This window comes from Bauldia sp. (assembly GCF_965232525.1).
Classification (GTDB): Bacteria; Pseudomonadota; Alphaproteobacteria; order Rhizobiales; family Kaistiaceae; genus Bauldia.
Genome location: NZ_OZ246980.1, coordinates 2,913,985 through 2,934,155, shown reverse-complemented (window position 1 = coordinate 2,934,155; position 20,171 = coordinate 2,913,985). Strand labels below are relative to the sequence as shown.

The 20,171-nt window shown below is 63.2% G+C and carries 16 protein-coding genes; 12 read left to right on the top strand and 4 right to left on the bottom strand.

The window, feature by feature from the left end:
• The 5 genes from ACO076_RS13895 to ACO076_RS13875 all read left to right on the top strand — a co-directional run bounded on the left by ACO076_RS13895 (window position 1) and on the right by ACO076_RS13875 (window position 5,314).
• Window positions 1-1,002, top strand: coding sequence for an ABC transporter ATP-binding protein (locus ACO076_RS13895; protein WP_421723431.1), 1,002 nt, complete (start codon window positions 1-3; stop codon window positions 1,000-1,002).
• Window positions 992-2,068, top strand: a complete 1,077-nt coding sequence (locus ACO076_RS13890; protein ID WP_421723430.1) for an ABC transporter ATP-binding protein — start codon at window positions 992-994, stop codon at window positions 2,066-2,068. Before ACO076_RS13895 ends, ACO076_RS13890 begins: the two co-directional genes overlap by 11 nt.
• A 13-nt stretch (window positions 2,069-2,081) precedes the next feature.
• On the top strand, window positions 2,082-2,948 hold the full coding sequence (locus tag ACO076_RS13885) for an alpha/beta fold hydrolase (RefSeq protein WP_421723429.1): 867 nt from the start codon (window positions 2,082-2,084) through the stop codon (window positions 2,946-2,948).
• Window positions 2,949-3,198: 250 nt separating this feature from the next.
• Complete coding sequence (locus ACO076_RS13880; protein ID WP_421723428.1) at window positions 3,199-4,428, top strand: serine hydrolase domain-containing protein; 1,230 nt, start codon at window positions 3,199-3,201, stop codon at window positions 4,426-4,428.
• Between the two features lie 112 nt (window positions 4,429-4,540).
• Entirely contained in the window at window positions 4,541-5,314 is a 774-nt protein-coding gene (locus tag ACO076_RS13875; protein ID WP_421723427.1) for an SDR family NAD(P)-dependent oxidoreductase, read from the top strand.
• An 8-nt stretch (window positions 5,315-5,322) separates the two neighbouring features.
• Here ACO076_RS13875 and ACO076_RS13870 read toward each other — a convergent pair whose 3' ends face one another.
• The gene (locus ACO076_RS13870) at window positions 5,323-6,363 is read right to left on the bottom strand and encodes a Gfo/Idh/MocA family protein (protein ID WP_421723426.1); all 1,041 of its coding nucleotides are present in this window, start codon (window positions 6,361-6,363) and stop codon (window positions 5,323-5,325) included.
• A 165-nt stretch (window positions 6,364-6,528) separates the two neighbouring features.
• On the opposite strand from ACO076_RS13870, the gene ACO076_RS13865 reads away from it, so the two are divergent.
• The 3 genes from ACO076_RS13865 (at window position 6,529) to ACO076_RS13855 (ending at window position 9,319) form a co-directional block, all read left to right on the top strand.
• Window positions 6,529-7,323: an ATP-binding cassette domain-containing protein gene (locus ACO076_RS13865; protein WP_421723425.1), complete on the top strand. Its 795-nt coding sequence runs from the start codon at window positions 6,529-6,531 to the stop codon at window positions 7,321-7,323.
• A gap of 1 nt (window position 7,324) precedes the next feature.
• The gene (locus tag ACO076_RS13860) at window positions 7,325-8,341 is read left to right on the top strand and encodes an ABC transporter permease (protein ID WP_421723424.1); all 1,017 of its coding nucleotides are present in this window, start codon (window positions 7,325-7,327) and stop codon (window positions 8,339-8,341) included.
• Window positions 8,342-8,410: 69 nt separating this feature from the next.
• Window positions 8,411-9,319: a sugar ABC transporter substrate-binding protein gene (locus ACO076_RS13855; RefSeq protein WP_421723423.1), complete on the top strand. Its 909-nt coding sequence runs from the start codon at window positions 8,411-8,413 to the stop codon at window positions 9,317-9,319.
• A gap of 323 nt (window positions 9,320-9,642) precedes the next feature.
• On the opposite strand, the gene ACO076_RS13850 is transcribed toward ACO076_RS13855, so the two are convergent.
• Window positions 9,643-11,238, bottom strand: a complete 1,596-nt coding sequence (locus ACO076_RS13850; protein WP_421723422.1) for a hypothetical protein — start codon at window positions 11,236-11,238, stop codon at window positions 9,643-9,645.
• Window positions 11,239-12,131: 893 nt separating this feature from the next.
• Here ACO076_RS13850 and ACO076_RS13845 point away from each other — a divergent pair.
• The 3 genes from ACO076_RS13845 (at window position 12,132) to ACO076_RS13835 (ending at window position 15,394) form a co-directional block, all read left to right on the top strand.
• On the top strand, window positions 12,132-13,265 hold the full coding sequence (locus tag ACO076_RS13845) for a porin (protein ID WP_421723421.1): 1,134 nt from the start codon (window positions 12,132-12,134) through the stop codon (window positions 13,263-13,265).
• Between the two features lie 105 nt (window positions 13,266-13,370).
• Window positions 13,371-14,549: a hypothetical protein gene (locus tag ACO076_RS13840; protein WP_421723420.1), complete on the top strand. Its 1,179-nt coding sequence runs from the start codon at window positions 13,371-13,373 to the stop codon at window positions 14,547-14,549.
• Between the two features lie 68 nt (window positions 14,550-14,617).
• On the top strand, window positions 14,618-15,394 hold the full coding sequence (locus ACO076_RS13835; protein WP_421723419.1) for a tetratricopeptide repeat protein: 777 nt from the start codon (window positions 14,618-14,620) through the stop codon (window positions 15,392-15,394).
• Window positions 15,395-16,111: 717 nt separating this feature from the next.
• Here the strand turns inward: ACO076_RS13835 and thrS are convergent.
• Complete coding sequence (gene thrS / locus ACO076_RS13830) at window positions 16,112-18,082, bottom strand: threonine--tRNA ligase (RefSeq protein WP_421723418.1); 1,971 nt, start codon at window positions 18,080-18,082, stop codon at window positions 16,112-16,114.
• Between the two features lie 170 nt (window positions 18,083-18,252).
• Between thrS and ACO076_RS13825 the strand changes: the two genes are divergently transcribed.
• Window positions 18,253-18,789, top strand: coding sequence for a hypothetical protein (locus ACO076_RS13825; protein ID WP_421723417.1), 537 nt, complete (start codon window positions 18,253-18,255; stop codon window positions 18,787-18,789).
• A gap of 11 nt (window positions 18,790-18,800) precedes the next feature.
• On the opposite strand, the gene ACO076_RS13820 is transcribed toward ACO076_RS13825, so the two are convergent.
• Entirely contained in the window at window positions 18,801-20,012 is a 1,212-nt protein-coding gene (locus ACO076_RS13820) for an MFS transporter (protein WP_421723416.1), read from the bottom strand.
• Window positions 20,013-20,171: the final 159 nt, after the last annotated feature.

Sequence of the window (20,171 nt, the reverse complement as noted above, 5' to 3'; positions counted from 1 at the left end):
ATGAGCGATGTCGCCCTCGAGGTCCGGGACGTCAGGACCTACATTTACTCCAACCGACGCTGCAACAAGGCAGTCGACGGGGTCTCCTTCACCATCCACCGGGGTAAGACGCTGTGTGTCGTCGGTGAGTCGGGCTGCGGCAAGTCGGTGACCGCCTCCGCGATCATGCAGTTGTTGCCGACGCTGTCCCGGATCGAGAGCGGCAGCATCGTCTACCATTCCGACAAGGGCGCCGTTCGCATCGACCAACTGCCGCGCGACGGTCCGAAGATGCGGGCGATCCGCGGGTCGGAGATCGCAATGATCTTCCAGGACCCGATGACGGCGCTCAATCCGGTCTACACTATCGGATTCCAGATCGGCGAGACCCTCAAATATCACACCAGGCTGAAAGCCCGGCAGATCAAGCAGCGCTGCATCGAACTGCTACGGCAGATGGGCATTCCCCTGCCTGCGCAAAGGGTGCACGAGTATCCGCACAATTTCTCCGGCGGAATGCGCCAGCGCGCCATGATCGCCATGGCGATGGCCTGTAACCCCAAGATCCTGATCGCTGACGAACCCACCACCGCCCTCGACGTGACGATCCAGGCCCAGATCTTCGAACTCATGGAGCGGCTGAAGACAGAGCACGGCACGGCCATCATGCTGATCACCCACGACATGGGGGTCGTGGCGGAGCTCGCCGACGAAGTCGCGGTGATGTACATGGGCAAGATCGTCGAGGCCGGAACCGTCGACGATGTGTTGCGCCGCCCGCGTCACCCCTACACGCGTGCGCTTTTGAACTCGATCCCGATCCTGGGGCGCGGCAAGAACCAGGATATCGAACCGATCCGCGGCTCGACGCCGGACCCGTATGATCGACCACCCGGCTGCCAGTTCGCGCCGCGCTGCGACTACGCCACCCAGCAATGCAACGCGATGCCGGAAGAGACGGTTCTCACCGACACCCACCGCGTCATGTGCTGGCACCATGAAAGGCTCGGCGATGGCCCCTGAGCCGATCCTGACGCTGCGCGACGTGCGCACTTATTTCCCGGTCAAGAAGGGCGTGTTCCGGTCGACCGTCGGCCATGTGAAGGCGGTCGATGGCGTCGATCTCGACGTCTATCGCGGCGAGGTGCTCGGTCTCGTCGGCGAGTCCGGGTGCGGCAAGACAACCCTCGGCAAGTCGATCCTCCAACTCGTGCGGCCGACCGGCGGCGCCATCGCCTTCCATGACGGCGACGACACGGTCGACCTGCCGGCGCTGTCGCACGACGAGATGGTGCCCTATCGCAAGAAACTTCAGATCGTCTTCCAGGACCCCTACTCGTCCCTCAATCCGGCGTTCACGATTTTCGGATCGCTGGAAGACCCGCTGATCAAGTACGGTGTCGGTTCACGTGCCGAACGGCGCAGGATCATCGGCGACCTGCTGGAAGCGGTGAACCTGCCGCGTGACTACATGGATCGCTACCCGAACGAATTTTCCGGCGGCCAGCGCCAGCGGGTCGGCATCGCCCGGGCGCTATGCATCGAACCGGAGCTGATCGTCTGCGACGAACCGGTCAGCGCCCTCGACGTATCGGTCCAGGCGCAGGTGCTGCATCTCCTTATGGAGCTGAAGCGCGATCGCGGGCTGACTTACATCTTCATCACCCACGATCTTAGCGTGACCGAATACATCTGCGACCGCATCGCGGTCATGTATCTCGGGCGGATCGTGGAACTGGCGTCGGCCGAAGACCTCTACGCCGACACCTTGCATCCCTACACGCAGGCACTGCTCTCGGCCATCCCGGTCGCCGACCTCGACAAGAAGACCAAGCGCATCGTTCTCGATGGCGATGTGCCGAGCCCGGTCAACCCGCCCTCCGGCTGCCCGTTTCATCCGCGCTGCCGCCACGCGACCGATACCTGCAAGGCAGAACGCCCCAAGCTGCGCCCATTCGGCGACCGCGGCCACCTCGCCGCCTGCCACCGGGTGGAGGAGCTGCAGGACATCGTCGCCAACGATGGCCACTCAATCCACTCCGAAAAACACGTCGATCAATCTGGAGGGAAGCAACCCACGGCTAATTAAGGAGGAGCTGATCATGAGACGAGTCATTGGAACCATTTCGCTGCTCGGGGCGATCGCCCTTGGCGCCAATCAATCCGCGGCAGAGTCGGTCACATTGGAAAACGGAATTGACGTTGCCTATGACAGTCAAGGCAGCGGCGAAAAGACCGTCATCCTGGTCCACGGATACAGTTTCGCCAAGGAAATCTGGTCGCGCGCCATGCCGCATCTGTCGGACGGCTGGCGGCTGATCGCCTATGACATCAGGGGCTTCGGCGACTCGACCAAGCCGGACGACGGTTACGACTACCCCACCATGGCGAACGATTTGAGGCTCTTCATGGATGCCCTTGACGTCGATGAGGCCGTCCTCATCGGACATTCAATGGGCGGTATTCTCATCCAGGACTTCGCGACGACGTATCCCGAACGGGTCAGCGGACTGGTGTTGGCCAATGTGCACGCACGCAATCGTCCGCCGCTCGGCATGAACGACGACTTCCAGGCGACCATCGATGCCTGGGGCGACGCCGAGACCAACCGCGAGATTTTTCAAGGTTTCACGCCGGTGTTCTTCAAGGCCGAGAACCTTCGGGACGGTGACCTCGACGAGCTCATTTCGATGAACGTGAAATCCGGAACGGCGGCCCTGAAGCAGGCGCTGGAGACGATCTTCACCACCGAAGCGATGTCCGCCGAGACTTGGGAGGCGATCGACATGCCCGTCCTGATCGTGGCGAGCACCAATGACGTGATCCCCTGTGGGACGGAAGGCTGGCTCCTCGACAGTCTGCCACAAAGCGACATCGTCGTCTTCAAACGGGTCCGACATACGCCGATGTGGGAAAAGCCGGAAGCTTTCGCCGAAGCGGTCAACGGGTTCCTGGACACGCTGAACTAGGTCTTGTTGAAGGCCGGAACGGCGTTCGCCGCAGCGTTCGGAACGCTCACGGACAAAGGCACCTGACCGGTCAGAAAGCGCGCGATCAACTCGCCCGGACGGTCCTAAATCTGCACCGCCGTCTGGACGATCTGCAGTTGTACTCCGGAGGCGCAAGCGGCACCGCGGCATTTTGACGAGGCGCAAAGCAGCTAGCGCGGCAATCCTTACATCGAGGCCAATCGTAGATCAGCATGAGGAACATGTGCCGATGCTCAAACGCCGTTGGTTTCGGTTCACCCTCTGGGGCGTGGGCGGCTTGCTTGTCATCGCTTTAGCGGGCTTCCTGTGGCTCAGGAACAGCCCGTACTGGGCCGGTATCACTCTGTTTGCCGAGAATTACCGCGTCGAGAACTTCCGCGGCATGGATCAGGTCTTCCCATACCGAACGGTCGCGCGGACCGGCGACGTCTGGGCGTTTGGTGAGAACCCGGTGCCGCTTCCCGTCACTTACGACCATGACGGCGAGCAGAAGGACCTGGCCGAATTCCTCGACCGCACCGTCACCACCGGGCTCCTGGTCGTGCGCGACGGCGAAATCGTCCACGAGGAGTATCGCCTCGGTGCGGATGAGACCTCGCCGTTCACCTCGTGGTCGATGGCGAAGTCGGTCGTCTCGGCGCTGATCGGCATCGCCGTGGCCGAAGGCGACATCGACAGCATCCAGGACCCGATCGGCAAGTACGTCCCCTCCCTCACCGGCACGGCGTACGAAAACGTCCCGATCGAGGATGTCCTGACCATGTCCTCTGGTGTCGCCTTCAACGAGGACTACGACGACCCGCTGTCGGACGTGAACATGCTATTCATCGACTTCCCGATGGGGACGCCCCTGAACGAGACGATCGCGGGGCTGGAGAAAGCCCGCGAGCCCGGCGTTTTCAACGACTACATCAGCGCCGACACCATCGCGCTTGGCCTTGTGCTTGAAGGCGCGACCGGCGTGCCGGCCAACGAATACCTCGAGACCCGCTTGTGGGGGCCGATGGGTGCCGAGGCGGATGCGTTCTGGAGCGTAAGCCGGTCTGACGAGGTCATCCCGCTCTGCTGTCTGAACGCGACGCTACGCGATTACGCCCGCTTCGGCCGACTCTATCTCGAAGGCGGCGCGCGCGACGGCGCGCAGATCGTCCCGGCGGACTGGGTCGAGCAATCGGTCAACCCGACCGCCGCCCATCTGCAGCCCGGTGACAATCCGGCGTCGTCGTGGACGTTCGGCTACGGGTACAAGTGGTGGGTCCCGGAGGATCCGCAGGGCGACTTCCTCGCCATCGGCATCTGGGGCCAGTACATCTATGTCGACCCGGCCCGCGACATCGTGATCGTCAAGACCAGCGCCGATCCGGAATTCGATGCCAACGATCATGAGAGCGTTGCGGCCTTCCGGTCGATTGCCGCGACGGTCACTGACGGCAGACCAGGAGATGCCGACGGAGTCTAGATCGAGACCGGGGCCGGCTGGCGGTTTGCTTTGGTCCGGGGTATCCCATCGTTGGCCGACCGCCACAGTGTGATCGGCAATCGACACCACCATCTCCGGGGGAAAGACAACCGTGACAAGCCTCACCATTCCAGACCTCGCCGGCAAGGTCTTCCTGATCACCGGCGCTTCGACCGGCATCGGCGCCGCCGTCGCCAAGGCACTTGCCGATCAAGGCGCCGACGTCGCGGTGCACTACAACGCCAGCAAGACCGAAGCGGAAGCGGTCGCCGAATCGATCGACAAGAGCGGCGGCACCGCGTTCCTCGTCGGGGGCGACGTCACCGATGTGGCGGCTGTCGAACGTATTGTCAGCGAGACCGCGGAGCACTTCGGCCGGATCGACGGCCTGATCAACAACGCCGGCGCCATGCTCGGCCGCATCGCAATCGAGGACTCCGATGAGGCACACGATCGCGCCGTTCTCGATCTCAATGCCCACTCGGTGGTTTGGATGACGCGGGCCGCTCTGCCCTGGTTACGCAAGCAGCGCGGCGTTGTGATCCACACCACGTCGATCGCCGCCAAGGTCGGCGGTGGCGGTGGCGCGGTGCTCTATGCGGCATCCAAGGGCTTTGTCTCGACGATCACCAAGGGCATGGCGCGGGAATTCGTTGGCGACGGCATCCGCGTCAACGCTGTGTCGCCCGGTGTGATCGCGACCCCGTTCCATGACCGCTACAGCACCGACGAACAGATGCAGCAGATGGTCTCGATGATCCCCATGGGCCGCGCCGGCGTCGCCGAGGAGTGCGTCGGTGCCTACCTCTTCCTCGCTTCGAACGCCTTGAGCGGCTTCGTCACCGGCCAGATCATCGAGGTCAACGGCGGCCAGCTGATGCCATGACGGTGTCGTCAGGGCACCGGCACCGGCGTCACTGCCCGGCCCGTGTCAGCAGCCTCGTACGCCGCCTCGGCGAGCGCGAAGGTCATGAGATTGTCGCGGGCCGAGGTGTCGGCCGGGCGGCCGGCGCGAAACGACTCGAGCATATGTCGGCAGGTGACCAGCACGCCCTCCTGCGCCACATGCCAGGGGCGTGATGTCCACGGCAGCAGCGGTGCACCCACATCCGCCTCGGTGGTTTCGTCACCGACGGTGACCCGCATGGTCAGCCCAGGCTCGACCACGATCGCGCCGTCCGGCCCCTCGATCTCGAGCAGCGTTTCCGGAAACGGATCGGGCAGCTTGCGGCTTTCGTAGCTGAAGTCGACCACCGACACCGCGCCGTTGGTGTGGCGCAGCATGACAGTCGCCGTGTCCTCGGCGCGGACTTTGGGATTGCGGCGTTGGGTCTCGCAGGTGACGTGGGCGACTTCGCCAATCAGCACCCGGGCGATGTCGAGGGTGTGGACGCCGAGATCGAGGATGATCAGCCGCTCCTCGTCATAGAAATAGGGCTGCCCGGCATAGACGTCGAAGCCGGTACGAAACGAGATGCGCGCCCAACTCGGCGTACCGATCACGCCGGAATCCAAGACCGCGCGGACCCGGCGGAGCGGCGTCTGGAACCGGAAATTCTCGTGAACCGCGAGAAACACGCCCGCCGCATCGGCAGCTTCGGTCATCGCCACCGCGTCGGCCCAGTTCGGCGCGAACGGCTTCTGGACCACCGTCGCGACCCCGGCCGCAACGGTCTTCTCGACCAACTCGCGATGGGTCTCCATTCGTGTCGCGATGTCGATCAGGTCGATCGACTCGGCGGTCAGCATCGCGTCCATGTCGGTGTACCAATGCGGCACACCAAACTCGGTCGCGGCGGCTTCGGCTTTGGCCGGGTCGATGTCGCAAACCGCAACCAACTCGGCACCCTCCGCTGCCAGATCCTTCCAGGCAAAAAGATGATTGCGGGCAAAGAATCCGCATCCGACAAGCGCAACCCGGACCGGCTCGGTCATAACCCCTCCCTCGGTTTGTCCGATCCGGTCTATCCGACCCACGGCGGTGTGAACAGCGTTGTCGCTTCAAGCCTCTTGACACTGCGGCGAAAGGAATAACTATTCCATCAACGGAAAAAAGAGCGCATTCGTTCCGCCAAAACGGCGAACGATGGGAGGAAACAGTTGCAGCCGCCTGCCGAGCCGGGCTCGATCCTTCTCGAGGCCCGCAACGTCACCAAGTATTTCGGGGCGATCACCGCCCTCGACCGGGTGAACTTCTATCTGAGCCCCGGTGAGGTGCTCGGGGTCGTCGGCGATAACGGCGCCGGCAAATCGACTCTGATGAAGATTCTGTCCGGCCTCTACGCCCCGAGCGAAGGCGAGATCATCTTCGACGGCAAGCCGGTGCGCTTCTCCGGTCCGCGCGACGCCCGCGAGGCGGGGATCGAGATGGTCTATCAGGACCTGGCGCTCGCCGGAAACATGACGATCTTCGAGAACATCTATCTGGGGCGCGAACCCGGATCGAAGATGCTGGGTCTGTCGATCGTCGACCAGAAACTCAGCCGCAAGCTGGCGCACGAGCACCTCGACCGCCTGAAGATCAACGTCAAGAGCGTCGACCAGAACGCCGAGGAACTGTCGGGCGGCCAGCAGCAGGCGGTCGCCATCGCCCGCGCCACCGCCTTCGATGCGCGGATCGTGATCATGGACGAACCGACGGCGGCGCTGGCCATCAAGGAAGTCGGCAAGGTCCTCGATCTGATCAAGGGACTGAAGGACCACGGCGTCAGTATCATCCTGATCAGCCACCGGATGGACGACATCTTCTATGTCTGCGACCGGGTCATGGCCCTCTTCCACGGCCGGAACTTCGCCGACGCGCCGCTTGATGACACGAACCGCAACGAAGTGATCGGCTGGATCATGGGCACCAAGGGCCACGATCAGACCGTCGCCCACGATCAGGTGCGCTGAGATGGCCGACGTCGAGACCACGTCGGCCGAGACACAGACGGGGACCTCCCGGATCCTTCCGCTGCTGGAACGCTACGGCATCGTTGTCGTCGTTGTTCTGATGATCCTGATCCTGTGGGCGCTCGAACCGGAGTTCTTCCTGACCGGCCGGAATTTCTCCAACATCCTGAAGCAGATCGCCGAAAACGCGATGCTGGCGCTGGGAATGTTTCTGGTGATCCTGACCGCCGGCATCGACCTTTCGGTCGGATCAGTCCTGGCGCTGGCGATGATGTCGGTGGCGCTCGCCGACGCAGCCGGCGTGCCGTGGCCGTTCGTCATCCTGATCGGGCCCCTCGTCGGTCTCGCCATGGGCCTGTTCAACGGCATCGGCCTGACGGTCCTGCGGCTGCCGCATCCGTTCATCATGACGCTGGGGACCCTGTTCATCGCGCGCGCGCTGACCAACCTGATCTCCGGCGGCGTACCCTATTCCGGGCTCGATGCGGGCGTGCGGTTCCTCGGTTCGGCTCAGATCCCACTGCCGTTCCTCGGCCAGGGCACCACCTTGCCGATCAGCACCTTCGTCATCGCGGTGTCCTATATCGGCATCGCCTGGTTCCTGCGAAAGACGGCGGTCGGCCGGCACGTCTACGCCGTCGGCGGCAGCCCCCATGCGGCGCGGGTCAGCGGGATCGCCGTCGACCGCATCCTGCTCATGGTCTACGCCATGTGCGGCTGCTTCGCCGGTATCGCCGGCCTGCTGACTGCCGGCCGGACCAACTCGGGTTTCCCCAATGCCGGCCTCGGCGCTGAACTCGACGCGATCGCGGCAGTGATCATCGGCGGCGCGAGCTTCTTCGGCGGCCGGGGCACCGTGCTTGGCGTGTTTGCCGGCGTGCTGATCATGGGGTTGCTGCGCAACGGCCTCAATCTTCAGAACGTCAGCGTGTTCTGGCAGCAGCTGCTGATCGGCTTCGTGATCATCCTGGCGGTGTGGATCGATGTGCTGCGTCGCCGCGCCGCGACCCGAACCTAGCGAACGGCCGCCGGGACTGTCTCCACCCCGGTCGGGACAAGCAATGGAGAACCAGAAGGAGGAACTGGCATGAAACTGAAACTGTTGGGACTGGCGAGCGCCATCGCCTTGATGGCGGCTTCGACCGCCAATGCCGAAACCGTGCTGCTCAGCATGAAGGGACCGGGTGCCGGCAACCCGTTCTGGGCAGCGGTCGAGGCGGGCGCCCGGGCCAAAGCCGACGAGCTCGGCGTTGAACTCGTCGTCCTCTCGCCGCCGGTCGAAAGCGACGTGCAGTCGCAGATCGCCCAGGTCGAGGATCAGCTGGTCAAGAACATCGATGCCCTGGTCATCGCACCGACCGACCCGAACGCGGTCAGCCCGATCGTCCAGCAAACGATTGCCGAAGGCGTCGGCGTCGTGTTCATCGACACCAAGGGCATCGACGAAGGCGTAACCTTCATCGGCACCAACAATTCGGTCGGCGCCGCGCTCGGGGCGGAGTACATCTGCCTGAACGTCGAGTCGGGATCGGACGTCGCCATACTTCAGGGCATCATCACCCAGTCGACCGGCAAGGACCGGGCTGATGGCGCCCACGCCGGCCTCGAAGCGTGCGGCATGAACATCGTCGCCGAACAGCCGGCCGAGTGGGATACAGCGAAGGCGCAGTCGGCGATGGAGAACATCCTCACCGGCAACCCGAACCTCAAGGCGGTGTTCGCGTCCAACGACAACATGGCCCTCGGCGCGGTCGAGGCGCTGAAGTCGGCCGGTATGTTGGATCAGGTGGTCGTCGTCGGTTTCGACGCCAATCCGAACGCCGCCGATAGCATCCTCGCCGGCGAGATGTCGGCAACCGTTGCCCAGAACCCGTTCAATATGGGTGCCTTCGGCGTCGAGAACGCGCTGAAGATCAAGGCCGGCGAAGAGATTCCGTTGGTCATCGACACCGGAACGATCCTCGTCACCGAGGAAAACGCGCCCGAGTTCCAGTAGTCGCCAATCGACCGGACATCGTTGAGCCCGGCGCCTCAGGCGCCGGGCTTTTTCATGCCTTTCCAAGCTTGGCGACTTGGCCCCTCCTGCGGCGAGCGCTTTTACGATTGAGCCGCGCCCGGCCGACCGCCACGTCAAGCCGGCTGCATCATTTTCATATGAAGACGATCACTCCTCATCCGCGTGGCGGTGTGGTCTATAGCCCGCCCGACAGCAATCATGAGGCCGATGGCACGGACCGCCGCCGAGGACTCGAGCGGAGACCGACCGCCTAGCGTGGTCCGGAACGGCTGCGTCGTCGCTCCGGCCGGTTCGACTTTTCCTCACACCACCATGAAGTCGTCCGCCGACAGGCCAAGGTTCTTGCCGATCTTGGCGAACTTGACCGCGTCTGCGCCGCCCTTGCCGTCGAAGTCGTAGCGGAGCCACCCCTTGTCTTCCTGGTAGAGGATCCGGTCCTTGCCCGAATCCGCTTTCTTGCCGAGATCGAAGAACTTCGACTTGAGCCCACCCGGACCGCCGAGCTTGGTGAACACCGCGCTGTCGAGGGCGATGGTGTCGACGCCAACCTCAAAGTCCTTGATCGTGTCGGCGTGCTTCTTCTTGACACCGGCCGAGAAGCGGAAGGTGTCGACGTCGTCGCCGCCGATCAGCTTGTCCTTGCCCTTGCCGCCGTCGAGCAGATCGTCGCCCTCCAGGCCCTTGAGTTTATCGTTCCCCTTCTTGCCGAGCAGGGTGTCGTCCCATTCGGTACCGGTGAGCGTCTCGCCGGCGTTGGTGCCCTTGAGCGTGACCCCATCATGCTCCAGCCGGAAAACACTGACGCCGTTATTGCCCCCTGAAGTCGGGGCGAACAGGTAAGGCACACCATCGATAACGGTGGTCGTTGTTGAGCCAGCGCCGGCCAAAGCCGGTTCCTCGTCCGCGCCGATATTGGCCAGGTAAGTCAGCACGCCGTCTTCGGCGACCGAGAAGATGTTGACGCTCTGGCTCAGGATGCCCCCTGTTGCGAACAGGTAGGTGACGCCGTCGACCACGGCGGTCGACAGGCCGTCCACCAACGCCAGCTCGAGGTCGGGATCGTCGGCGTTATCGACATTGTCGACGTTGGTGAGGGTGCCGTCCGCGGCGACGCTGAAGACGCTGATCCCATTGTCGAACGTGCCCGCGACGAACAGATAGGTCGACCCGCCGATCTTGGCGGTGGTAATATCTACGGCGCCTTCGATCTCGAACGCCGGATCGTCGCCGTCGTCGACGCTGTCGACATGGGTGAGTGTGCCGTCGGGCGCCACGTTGAACACACTCACGCCATTGTCAAATTGGCCGGCGGCGAACAGGTAGACGGAGCCGTTCACCACGGCCGTGGTGACGTCGGTAACCCCTACAAGTTGGTGGTCGACGTGGGCTGCGTCGTCGACATTGTCGACGTTGGTCAGGCTGCCATCGGCTCCGACGGAGAAGACGCTAACGCCATCGTCAAAGAACCCACCAACAATGAGATATTTGGTGCCGCCGAAGGTTGCGCTGGCGACCGACTGGGGGCCGTTGAGTTCCAGGACACCTGCGTCCTCGACAGTCTCGACGTTGACCAGCGTGCCGTCGGGATGAACCGCGAAGACACTGACGCCGTCGTCCTCGTCGCCCGCCACGAACAGGAACGTGGTGCCGGCGACTTCCACGGCAACGACGCCCGAAGCTTGGTCGAGCGCGAACAGCGGCGTATCGGTGACGTTAGCAACGTTCGTCAACGTCCCGTCGCCGTCGACGGCGAACAAGCTGACACCATCGTCAACGCGACCGGTGATGGCCACGAAGGTTTTCCCGCCGACGGACAATGTGGCAACGCCTTCCGCACCATTCAGTTCTAGGATCGGGTCGTCTAAAACGGTATCGGTTTTGATCAGTTCGAGGGCCATGACGTCCTCCCTTCAGGCCACGGTGTCGGGCAGGCCACGGTGTCGGGTCGCGCCGCGTCGAAGGCCGTGGATCGACAGGCCCGATCGTTGCTGAATGCTGCGTGGCTACCGCCGACCTACTCGGGCGGTCTTGGCTCGCGGGTAGCGGGCAGCATTGGCCGCCTGAGCGGCTTCTCGCTTTGGTCTCGGTGTGCCACTGTCGGGGCACGGGATGAGTACAGCGCACGGGTAGTCGCGAGGCCTACAGTCTGCGTAACACTATCTTCGGCGCCATACCGCCAAAGTTGAAGAACGCTAAGGTCACTTCTTTGGCACACCTGTTCGTTGTAATTCCGGTCTCGAACAATCGAGCGATTTTCATTCTGTGAGCATATTTATACCACAGATCGGCGAGCTAATCTTTATTCTTTATGTATTGGCGTTAATGAGGATTTCTTTATTTACATTAATTTTGCTCAATATTCACTTTAATTTGATCAATAATCGGCTGAGTGCTTAGCGGTGTGCTGTGTGACAACGGTGCGGAGCGTCCCAACCTATGTTGGTCAGGCTCATCTGATTGCCGGCAGGCAAAGCCCCGCTCTCCTGAAATTTCGGCCTGTTGGCGGCTGCTCTGCCAACGACGATACTTGACCAGGATTTGCCAGCGGCCGGCTCTTGGGGGTTGGGGGCCCGGCCAACTCCGACGACCCCCGGCCGATCCCTAGAAAAAGGACCTTCCGATGTTTCGCTCGTTATACGGCGTAGGTCGTTCGACGCCGGAGACGTGGGACGGGGACGCGCCACATTGGCGGTCGTCCAATCCAGTCGGTTGGATCGGCCCGCACCAGTTATCCCGCTTGCGAACCGCTCCTGATCGGATAGGCTGAAGCGAACAGACGTCAGGGGCGGCGATGAAACTCAGGCATGTCTTGCTGGCGGGGACTGCGGCCGGTCCGGTGGCGAGCCCGGCCGTGGCCTCCGATTTGCTGCTGGCCGTCGATCCTATCGACTACGTTGCCGTCTGCAGTTCGGCCGGCGACGGCTACATCGCCATCCCCGGGACCCAAACCTGTCTCCAGGTCGTAGGCGAACTCGAGTTCAACCTGGAGATCCACGACTCCAAATCGGTTGGCAATATCGCAGTGATCGGCGGTGAGGATCCGGACGATCCGTTCACCCCGACCCCACCGGTGGCCGGGTTCTACATCGAGGACAACTACGCGGCGAACTGGGAGTTCACTACCGAAGCGACGCTGACGGTGTCGACGGAGAGCCCCAGCGATCTCGGCACGGTCAAGACCTATGTCGAAATCGAGGTCAAATCCGACAACTCGGACTATCTCGACTCCCTCGAAGTAGCGACTTTCGACGAAGGCTATGGCGCGATTGGACCAATCCTGTTCGGCTACACCGACACGATCTACGAATACTCCGGTGCCTACACCTTGGACGGCGGCATCAATGGCGGTACCGAGGTCGATCAGATCCAGTTTTCAAAGACACTGGGTTCCTGGGAGGTTGCCTTCGCGGCGGAGGACCCGCGCGACCGCTATGACGACGACCCCAAGAACGCCACCGGCGATTATCCGGACCTGGCCCTCGCCCTCATCCGCGATTTCAACAACGCCGACATTCAGGCGTCGTTCGGGGTCACCGACCGCACCTCCGGCACCGGCTGGGCCGCCCAGCTCGGCGGAACCCTCGAACTCGCTAACGATACGATTAATCTGCGCGGCATCGTAGCCTATGCCGACAACGCGCCTGAATATGTCGGCGGCTCGAACTGCTCCGGCAAGTGCGCCAACGAAGGCGGCTGGTGGAGCACGTTGATATCCGGCGAGATCGATATCACCAGCACGGTCGCGCTGCAGGCAACCGCCAGCTACCTTGAGGAGCCGTCGAGTTACGAATGGGATGCGGCGCTGAGCGCCGCCTGGAGCCCGACGGACGCCGCCGAAGTTTCGGTCGGCGTCCTTTACGAGAACGATGGCGGCTCGGATTCGGTCGAGTTTCACACCCAGCTGAAAACCACCTTCGGCGACTGAGTGGACCGCGGCCTTAACGATTGCGCAGTTGCGGCCTTGAATTTGCCACGGAATTCGGGCTGATTCCCGCCATATTCCGGTCGCTTGGCGTGGGGGACTTAGGCTTTGGCAGTTAGGCATGGGGGCGGTCTCGCCCTGCCGAAAACCGGCGCAATCCTTGTCCTTGCCGGCGCGGCGTTTGTAGTTGCGACCGTGGCTGCGTCCGCCGCCGAAGTGCCCCTCCCCCGAATCTCGCCGCTGAAACTGCAGGCTGAAGCGGCGGCCCCGGCCGATCCCGCCCTCGGTCCACCCCGCCCCGATGGCAGCGAGCCGGTCGACACCGCGCTGATCCCGCCGTCGTCCGCAAACGGACAGCCGATCAAAGCGTTCGACGCCTCGGCTTTCGCCGCCGACCGGCCGCTCGGCCTTGCCCCACTTGATCTCAGCGCTCCGGCGGAGCCCACCCCGTTCGATCTTCTGCCGGGCGACGGCCCGATCGATCTGAGTGGAACTGGCCGCTCCGATACTCCCGGCGTTCTCGGCACCGTGACCATCTTCGCGAAGATGACCGAGGACAGCCGGCCGCTGCAGAGCGGCATGATGTGGCGCGTGTTCGACGCCAACCCGCTGCCCGATGGCAAGCTGCGGCTGGTTGGCGAAGCCGATGGCGGTCCGGTAACGCTCAAGCTGCGTCCCGGCAGGTACATGGTTCACGCCGCGTACGGCCGCGCCGGCTACACCCGCGAAGTCAGGGTTACCGAAGCCCCGTCGACCGAAGAGATCGTCCTCAATGCCGGCGGGCTGCGGCTCGGCGCGATGGTCGGCGAGGATCGCCCCTTGGCGGCTACTGACGTCTCCTTCGACATCTACGCCTCCGACGAGAGCGGCCCAGCCGAGCGGGTTCTCCTGATGAAGGACGCACCGGCGTCGAAGGTGATCAGCCTCAACGCCGGCATCTATCACATCGTCTGCCGCTATGGTGATGCCAATGCCATGGTCCGCGCCGACATCCGCGTCGAGCCCGGCAAGCTCACCGAGGCATCGGTGCATCAGCAAGCGGCGCGGCTCACCCTTAAGCTCGTCTCCGAACAGGGCGGTGAGGCGCTCGCCAACACCTCGTGGTCGGTAATGACCCCGGCCGGCGAAAGCGTGGTCGAAAGCGTCGGCGCCTTCCCCTCGGTGGTCCTCGCCGCCGGCGAATACACGGCCATCGCCAAGAACGGCGAGCGAATCTTCGAACGCACCTTCACGGTGGAACCCGGCCTCGACCGCGACATCGAAGTGTTATTGGCCGACGCGCAGTAGGCTCTCCGCGACACTCGCCGTTCAATCCGCGTAGATGCCAAGCACCAACGCGCGCTTTGACGATCTGCATGCCGGCTTCGGCCGGCGAGGATTATGGGAGGCCTACTATTCGCCATCAAAGCATCCAATCGCATATGACCGGCGTAGCCTTGCTATTGGCAGGGCTCCTTACCAGCAACGTAGTCCTCGGCCAACCCGAAGATCTGGCGACCGACAAAGCAGAGTGTGAGAATGGGGTTACGGTGGCGTGCTTCAATACGGGCGTTCGTTACAGCAAAGGTTTAGGTGTTGAGCAAGACGAAGCGCGCGCACTTCCGTTCTTCGTAAAGGCTTGCAATGGAGGCAATGCTTCGGGATGCGCTCTAGCGGCTGGCCGATACGCGGACGGAGTGGGTACCGACAAGGACGAAGAGCGGGCGACGGCATTTTATGTCAAGGCCTGCGAAGCAAACTACGCGCCGTCATGCGCACTTGCAGGCTATCGATATGACTTCGCAATTGGTGTGGCTCCGGACGAGGTCCGAGCTACTAAACTATACGCCGCTGCTTGTGTCGGTAACGTTGCTTTGGGTTGCCAACAGCTCGGTGAGCGGTATCACGCTGGGCGAGGCGGGGTCCCCCGCGATCCCGTTCGCGCCCTTGATCTCTTCATCAAATCATGTGACGGCGACCTTGAGATAGGTTGTTACAGTGCCGCCCGTGCCACCATGGCAGCCGGGCGTGAAGATGACCTCGAGAATGCCCTCTTCTACTTGAAAAGAGCGTGCGAACTGGAGCATCAGCCCAGCTGTGATATCCTAGAGGAGTTCAAGGCCTTGGGCCATGGTGACTGGGTCCCCCAGTAACATGCACTGCCCGTCGCCACCGAAGGCGCCGGACGGGATTAGGAACAGCGCGGCGAAGTAGCTACCCGTATCTCGGTAGAACCGTCTCGGTGCCGTTCGTCGGATTCACGATGGTAGCCTGGTCCCCGCGGTTTCTGAAACCCTGCGAAGGCTCAGAAGTGACGCGCTCTGCATTGCTCTGCCACTGAACTCGGCCATTTGCGGAACGCAAAAATCCACAGCATGATTAAGCCTACAACCGGAAAGGGCATCAGGAGGCTCAGCGGCGCGGGCCATCCTGCACGCGGAAAGATCCTCCAGAAAGGCACGACGATAAGGACCCAAAACACAACGGTCAGGAGGAGCTGCCAAATTGAGAATCCAGCCATGGCGGTGTCCACATCTCTCAGTATTCCGGGATTGGGTTCACGCGACAGTCGAAGCGGCCTTTGACCATGGCGTTTAGCAGATGGTGAGCGCGCCGCGAGTCTCATTCGGCGTACCGACGGAGAACGTGAATCGTAGCTGGCCCCGTTGTCGGCCCGATGATGTGGTTCCCTGCATCTGCCCGTTCTGCGTCGGGCGTCGTCACGCAATGCAATCCAACTGGTTATTGTCGCTCCCGGCCTGATTGAGGCAAGCGTGGAGCGTCTTGTTGATGTGCTTCGGTTGACCGGCGAGTCGTCGGCGACCGCAAGGCCGGTGTCACCGCCAACGGGAGGACGCCAAGGCGCCCCATCACGCCGCCATCTCCAGCACTCGGCGCCGGTCCGGCGGCAGGGCCTCGTCGGTGAGCGCCGCCACCGCCGCATCGAGTGACAGAGACTCCTGCTTGCGCTCGCCGAGGCGGCGGATGTTGACCGTGCCCTCCTCCGCCTCGCGCTTGCCGCAGACGATGATCACCGGAACCTTGGCGAGCGAGTGCTCGCGGACCTTGTAGTTGATTTTCTCGTTGCGGAGGTCCGCTTGGACCCTCAGCCCCGCAGCGTCGAGCCGGGCCAGCACCTTGCGGGCATAATCGTCGGCGTCCGAGGTGATGGTCGCGACCACCGCCTGCACCGGCGACAGCCAGAGCGGCAGGTGCCCGGCATGGCTCTCCAGCAGAATGCCGAGGAAACGCTCCATCGAGCCGCAGATAGCGCGGTGGATCATCACCGGCATCTTCTTCTCGCCGTCGGAGTCGACATAGAACGCGCCGAAACGCTCCGGCAGGTTGAAGTCGACCTGGGTGGTTCCGCACTGCCAGTCGCGGCCGATCGCATCACGCAGCACATACTCGAACTTTGGCCCGTAGAACGCACCCTCACCGGGGTTGATGCCGGTCTCGATCCTGCCGCCGGAACGATCTTTGATCTCGCCCAGCACCTGCTCCATGATCGCTTCGGCCCGGTCCCATGCCTCGTCCGAACCGACCCGCTTGTCCGGCCGTGTCGACAACAGCACCCGCACGTCATCGAAGCCGAAATCGGCGTAAGTCGACAGGATCAGATCGTTGATGCGGTGGCACTCGGCGGCCATCTGGTCTTCTGTGCAGAACACGTGCGCGTCGTCCTGGGTGAACGCGCGGACGCGCATCAGGCCATGCAATGCCCCGGATGGCTCGTAGCGGTGGACCACACCAAATTCCGCCATCCTCAAAGGGAGATCGCGATAACTCTTCAAGCCATGCTTGAAGAGCTGGATATGCCCCGGACAGTTCATCGGCTTGATCGCGAACACCCGCGGGTCGTCGGTTTCCTCGCCGGCGGACTGGGCTGTGAACATGTTCTCGCGGAACCAGTTCCAATGCCCAGAGGTTTCCCACAGCGACTTGTCGAGGAGTTGCGGCGCATTCACCTCGTCATAACTGCCCTTCAGCCGCCGCCGCATGTAAGCGACGATCTCCTGAAATACGCTCCAGCCCTTGGCGTGCCAGAATACGACACCGGGCCCCTCTTCCTGGAAATGGAACAGGTCCATCTCCCGCCCGAGGCGGCGGTGATCGCGTTTCTCGGCTTCCTCCAGCATGTGGAGATAGCCGTCGAGTTCCTCCTTGCTGTGCCAGGCGGTACCGTAGATGCGGGTCAGCATCGGGTTGTTGGCGTCGCCACGCCAGTAGGCGCCGGCCACCTTGGTCAGCTTGAAGGCGTTGCCGACCTGCCCGGTCGAGGCCATGTGCGGGCCGCGGCAGAGGTCGAACCAATCGCCCTGCTTGTAAATCTTGACGTCTTCGTCGGGCGGAATCGCGTCGACCAGCTCGACCTTGTAGGCCTCGCCCTTGTCGGCGAAAACTTGGCGAGCCTCGTCGCGCGACCAGATTTCCCTGGTGAACGGCGCGTTGCGCTGGACGATCTCGCGCATCTTCTTCTCGATCGCCGGCAGGTCTTCCGTGGTGAACGGCTGATTGCGGGCGAAGTCGTAGTAGAAACCGTTGTCAATCACCGGCCCGATGGTGACCTGGGTGCCGGGATAGAGTTCCTGCACCGCCTCGGCCATGACGTGGGCGGCGTCGTGGCGGATCAGTTCGAGCGTCCGCGGATCGTCGCGGGTGACGATCTCGATGCGCGCGTCGGCCTGAATCGGCTCGGACAGGTCGGCGAGTTCGCCGTCTAGCGCGGCCGCCACCGCCTTCTTGGCTAGCGATTTGGAGATACCGGAGGCGACCTCCGCGCCGGTGACGCCGGCCGGGTACTCGCGCACGGATTCGTCGGGAAAGGTGAGTTTGATCATCGTCTGTCTCCTGCTCACTCCCGCGTACGAGCACGGGTAAGCTTTGGATGCGCCGCAACACGCGGCACGGGCAGGCGCTAAGTGGACCGTCAGACCGCCGGCGTCAAGGGCGGCTCGATTCCGCCCTTGGCCAAATTCGGATAGGATGAAGGCGCATTGGGAGGGAACCCATGGCACCGTTCAGCCTGCTTGTATCGCTGACTGCACTGACCGTGTCGCTGATCGCCTTGCGGGCCGCCCACCGCGCCGGCGGCCGACGGGCGCCACCGCCGCCACCGCCGCCGGTCAACTACACGCTCACCGGGAGCATCCGCATCACCAACGAATGCGACGGCCGACAGGCATCGATCCCGGCCCGGGTCACGGTAGAGTCGGAGCTGTCCAATCGCGCCGGGAACGTCACTGTCCCGGGGTCAACCCGAGTGAACCTGGCGCCCGATCCCGCCAATCCCAACGGTCCGGTCAAGATCGGTACCTACACGATTACCGCCGCCTGGCCCGCCGCCGCCGGCGCACCGGCTCACTGGACCCGGCCCGACGTGCTCGAACGGGCGCGCGGTAGAACCGTCTGTGCCGCCATCAACAGCTGTCCGACGCCTCGGATTTGCATCGATCTGGCGACCGGAACGCGCACCATCGCCTTCGTCAATCCGGCCACCAACCACGACATCCGGGTCGATTGCGGCTGTACCGATCCGGGGAACTGAACGCGTCGACGTCAGTGTCCGGCCGCCACCGCGGCCGATCGCGGCGACTCGGCGAACGCGGCCTTGCGGTGTTTGTACTGCGCCGTCATCGCCACCACCGCGATCGCCAGCGCCGTGAGGGTCAGGAACTCGCCGACCCATGGCAGGTGGCGGTAGTTGATGCCGAAATAGAGCGCCGAGGCGCCGAGCCAGGCGCCGACAGCAGCACCGAGATGCAGGGATCCCTGATTGATGATCGAGGCAACGTTCGGTGCGTCACGGGCGCTGCGAACCACCCAAATCTGCAGGGCCGGTATCAGCGCAAAGATGAAGACTCCCCAGATCACCAACGCGACGACCGCGAGGTAGATGCTATGGGCGACCACCGCGATAACCGCCAGCATAACCGCGACAACCGCAATCATCCCGACGATCGACGGTAACATCTTCCAGTCGGCGAGCCGCCCCCCCATGAAGTTTCCGACCATTGTCCCCAGACCGAAAATCAGGAAGACCCAAACAATCGCCTCCTCGGAGGCGCCGGCCACTTCGCCGAGGATCGGCGCGACATAGGTGAAGACGACGAACAGTCCGGCCCAGAGAAATCCCGAGACGACGAGCGCCATGGCAACCTGCCGGTTGCCGATGGTGGCGAGTTCCTGGCGCAGATTCACCCGCTCCACCGGGATCGCCGACGGCAGCCAGATGACGACGGTCACGGCGGCGGCGCCACCCATCGCAACCACCATCCAGAACGCCGCGCGCCAGCCGAATTCCTGACCGATCGCAGTGCCGAGCGGCACGCCGAGGATCGTGGCAACAGTCACACCACCGAATACCAAAGCGACCGCCATCGCCTGCCTGTCGCGGGGGGTAATGTCTGCGGCGATCACCGCCGCGATCCCGAACAGCGCCGCGTGACAGAAGGCCGTGAACACCCGTGCGGCGAGCAAAACCGTGTAGTTCGGCGCCAACGCGCAAACGATGTTGCCGACGATGAAAATCGCCATAAGCATCAGCAGCGTACGTTTGCGCGCCACACCGTTGGTGATCAGCGCCATGACCGGCGCCGCGATGACGACTCCGACGGCATAGCCGGTCACCAGCAGCCCGGCCTTGGGTATGCTGACGTCGAGCGACTCCGCCAGTTCCGGCAACAGCCCCATCATCATCAATTCAGAGGTCGCCAACGCGAACGCAGCCGCAGCCAGTGAAGCCAACGGCAGAACCGGCATGCCGGCCATTTGCTTCCTCCCATCGGACAAGGAGCCTGCGATTCGCTCCCCCGGCCGCTAACGGACCGTTGGCGAAAATCCTATGCGGCGGAGGAACGGAAAGCGAGAGCGCTCGCCGGAGAGCTGGACCATTCCGTCTCGGAGAACGGCGCGGAGGCCGTGAAAGTC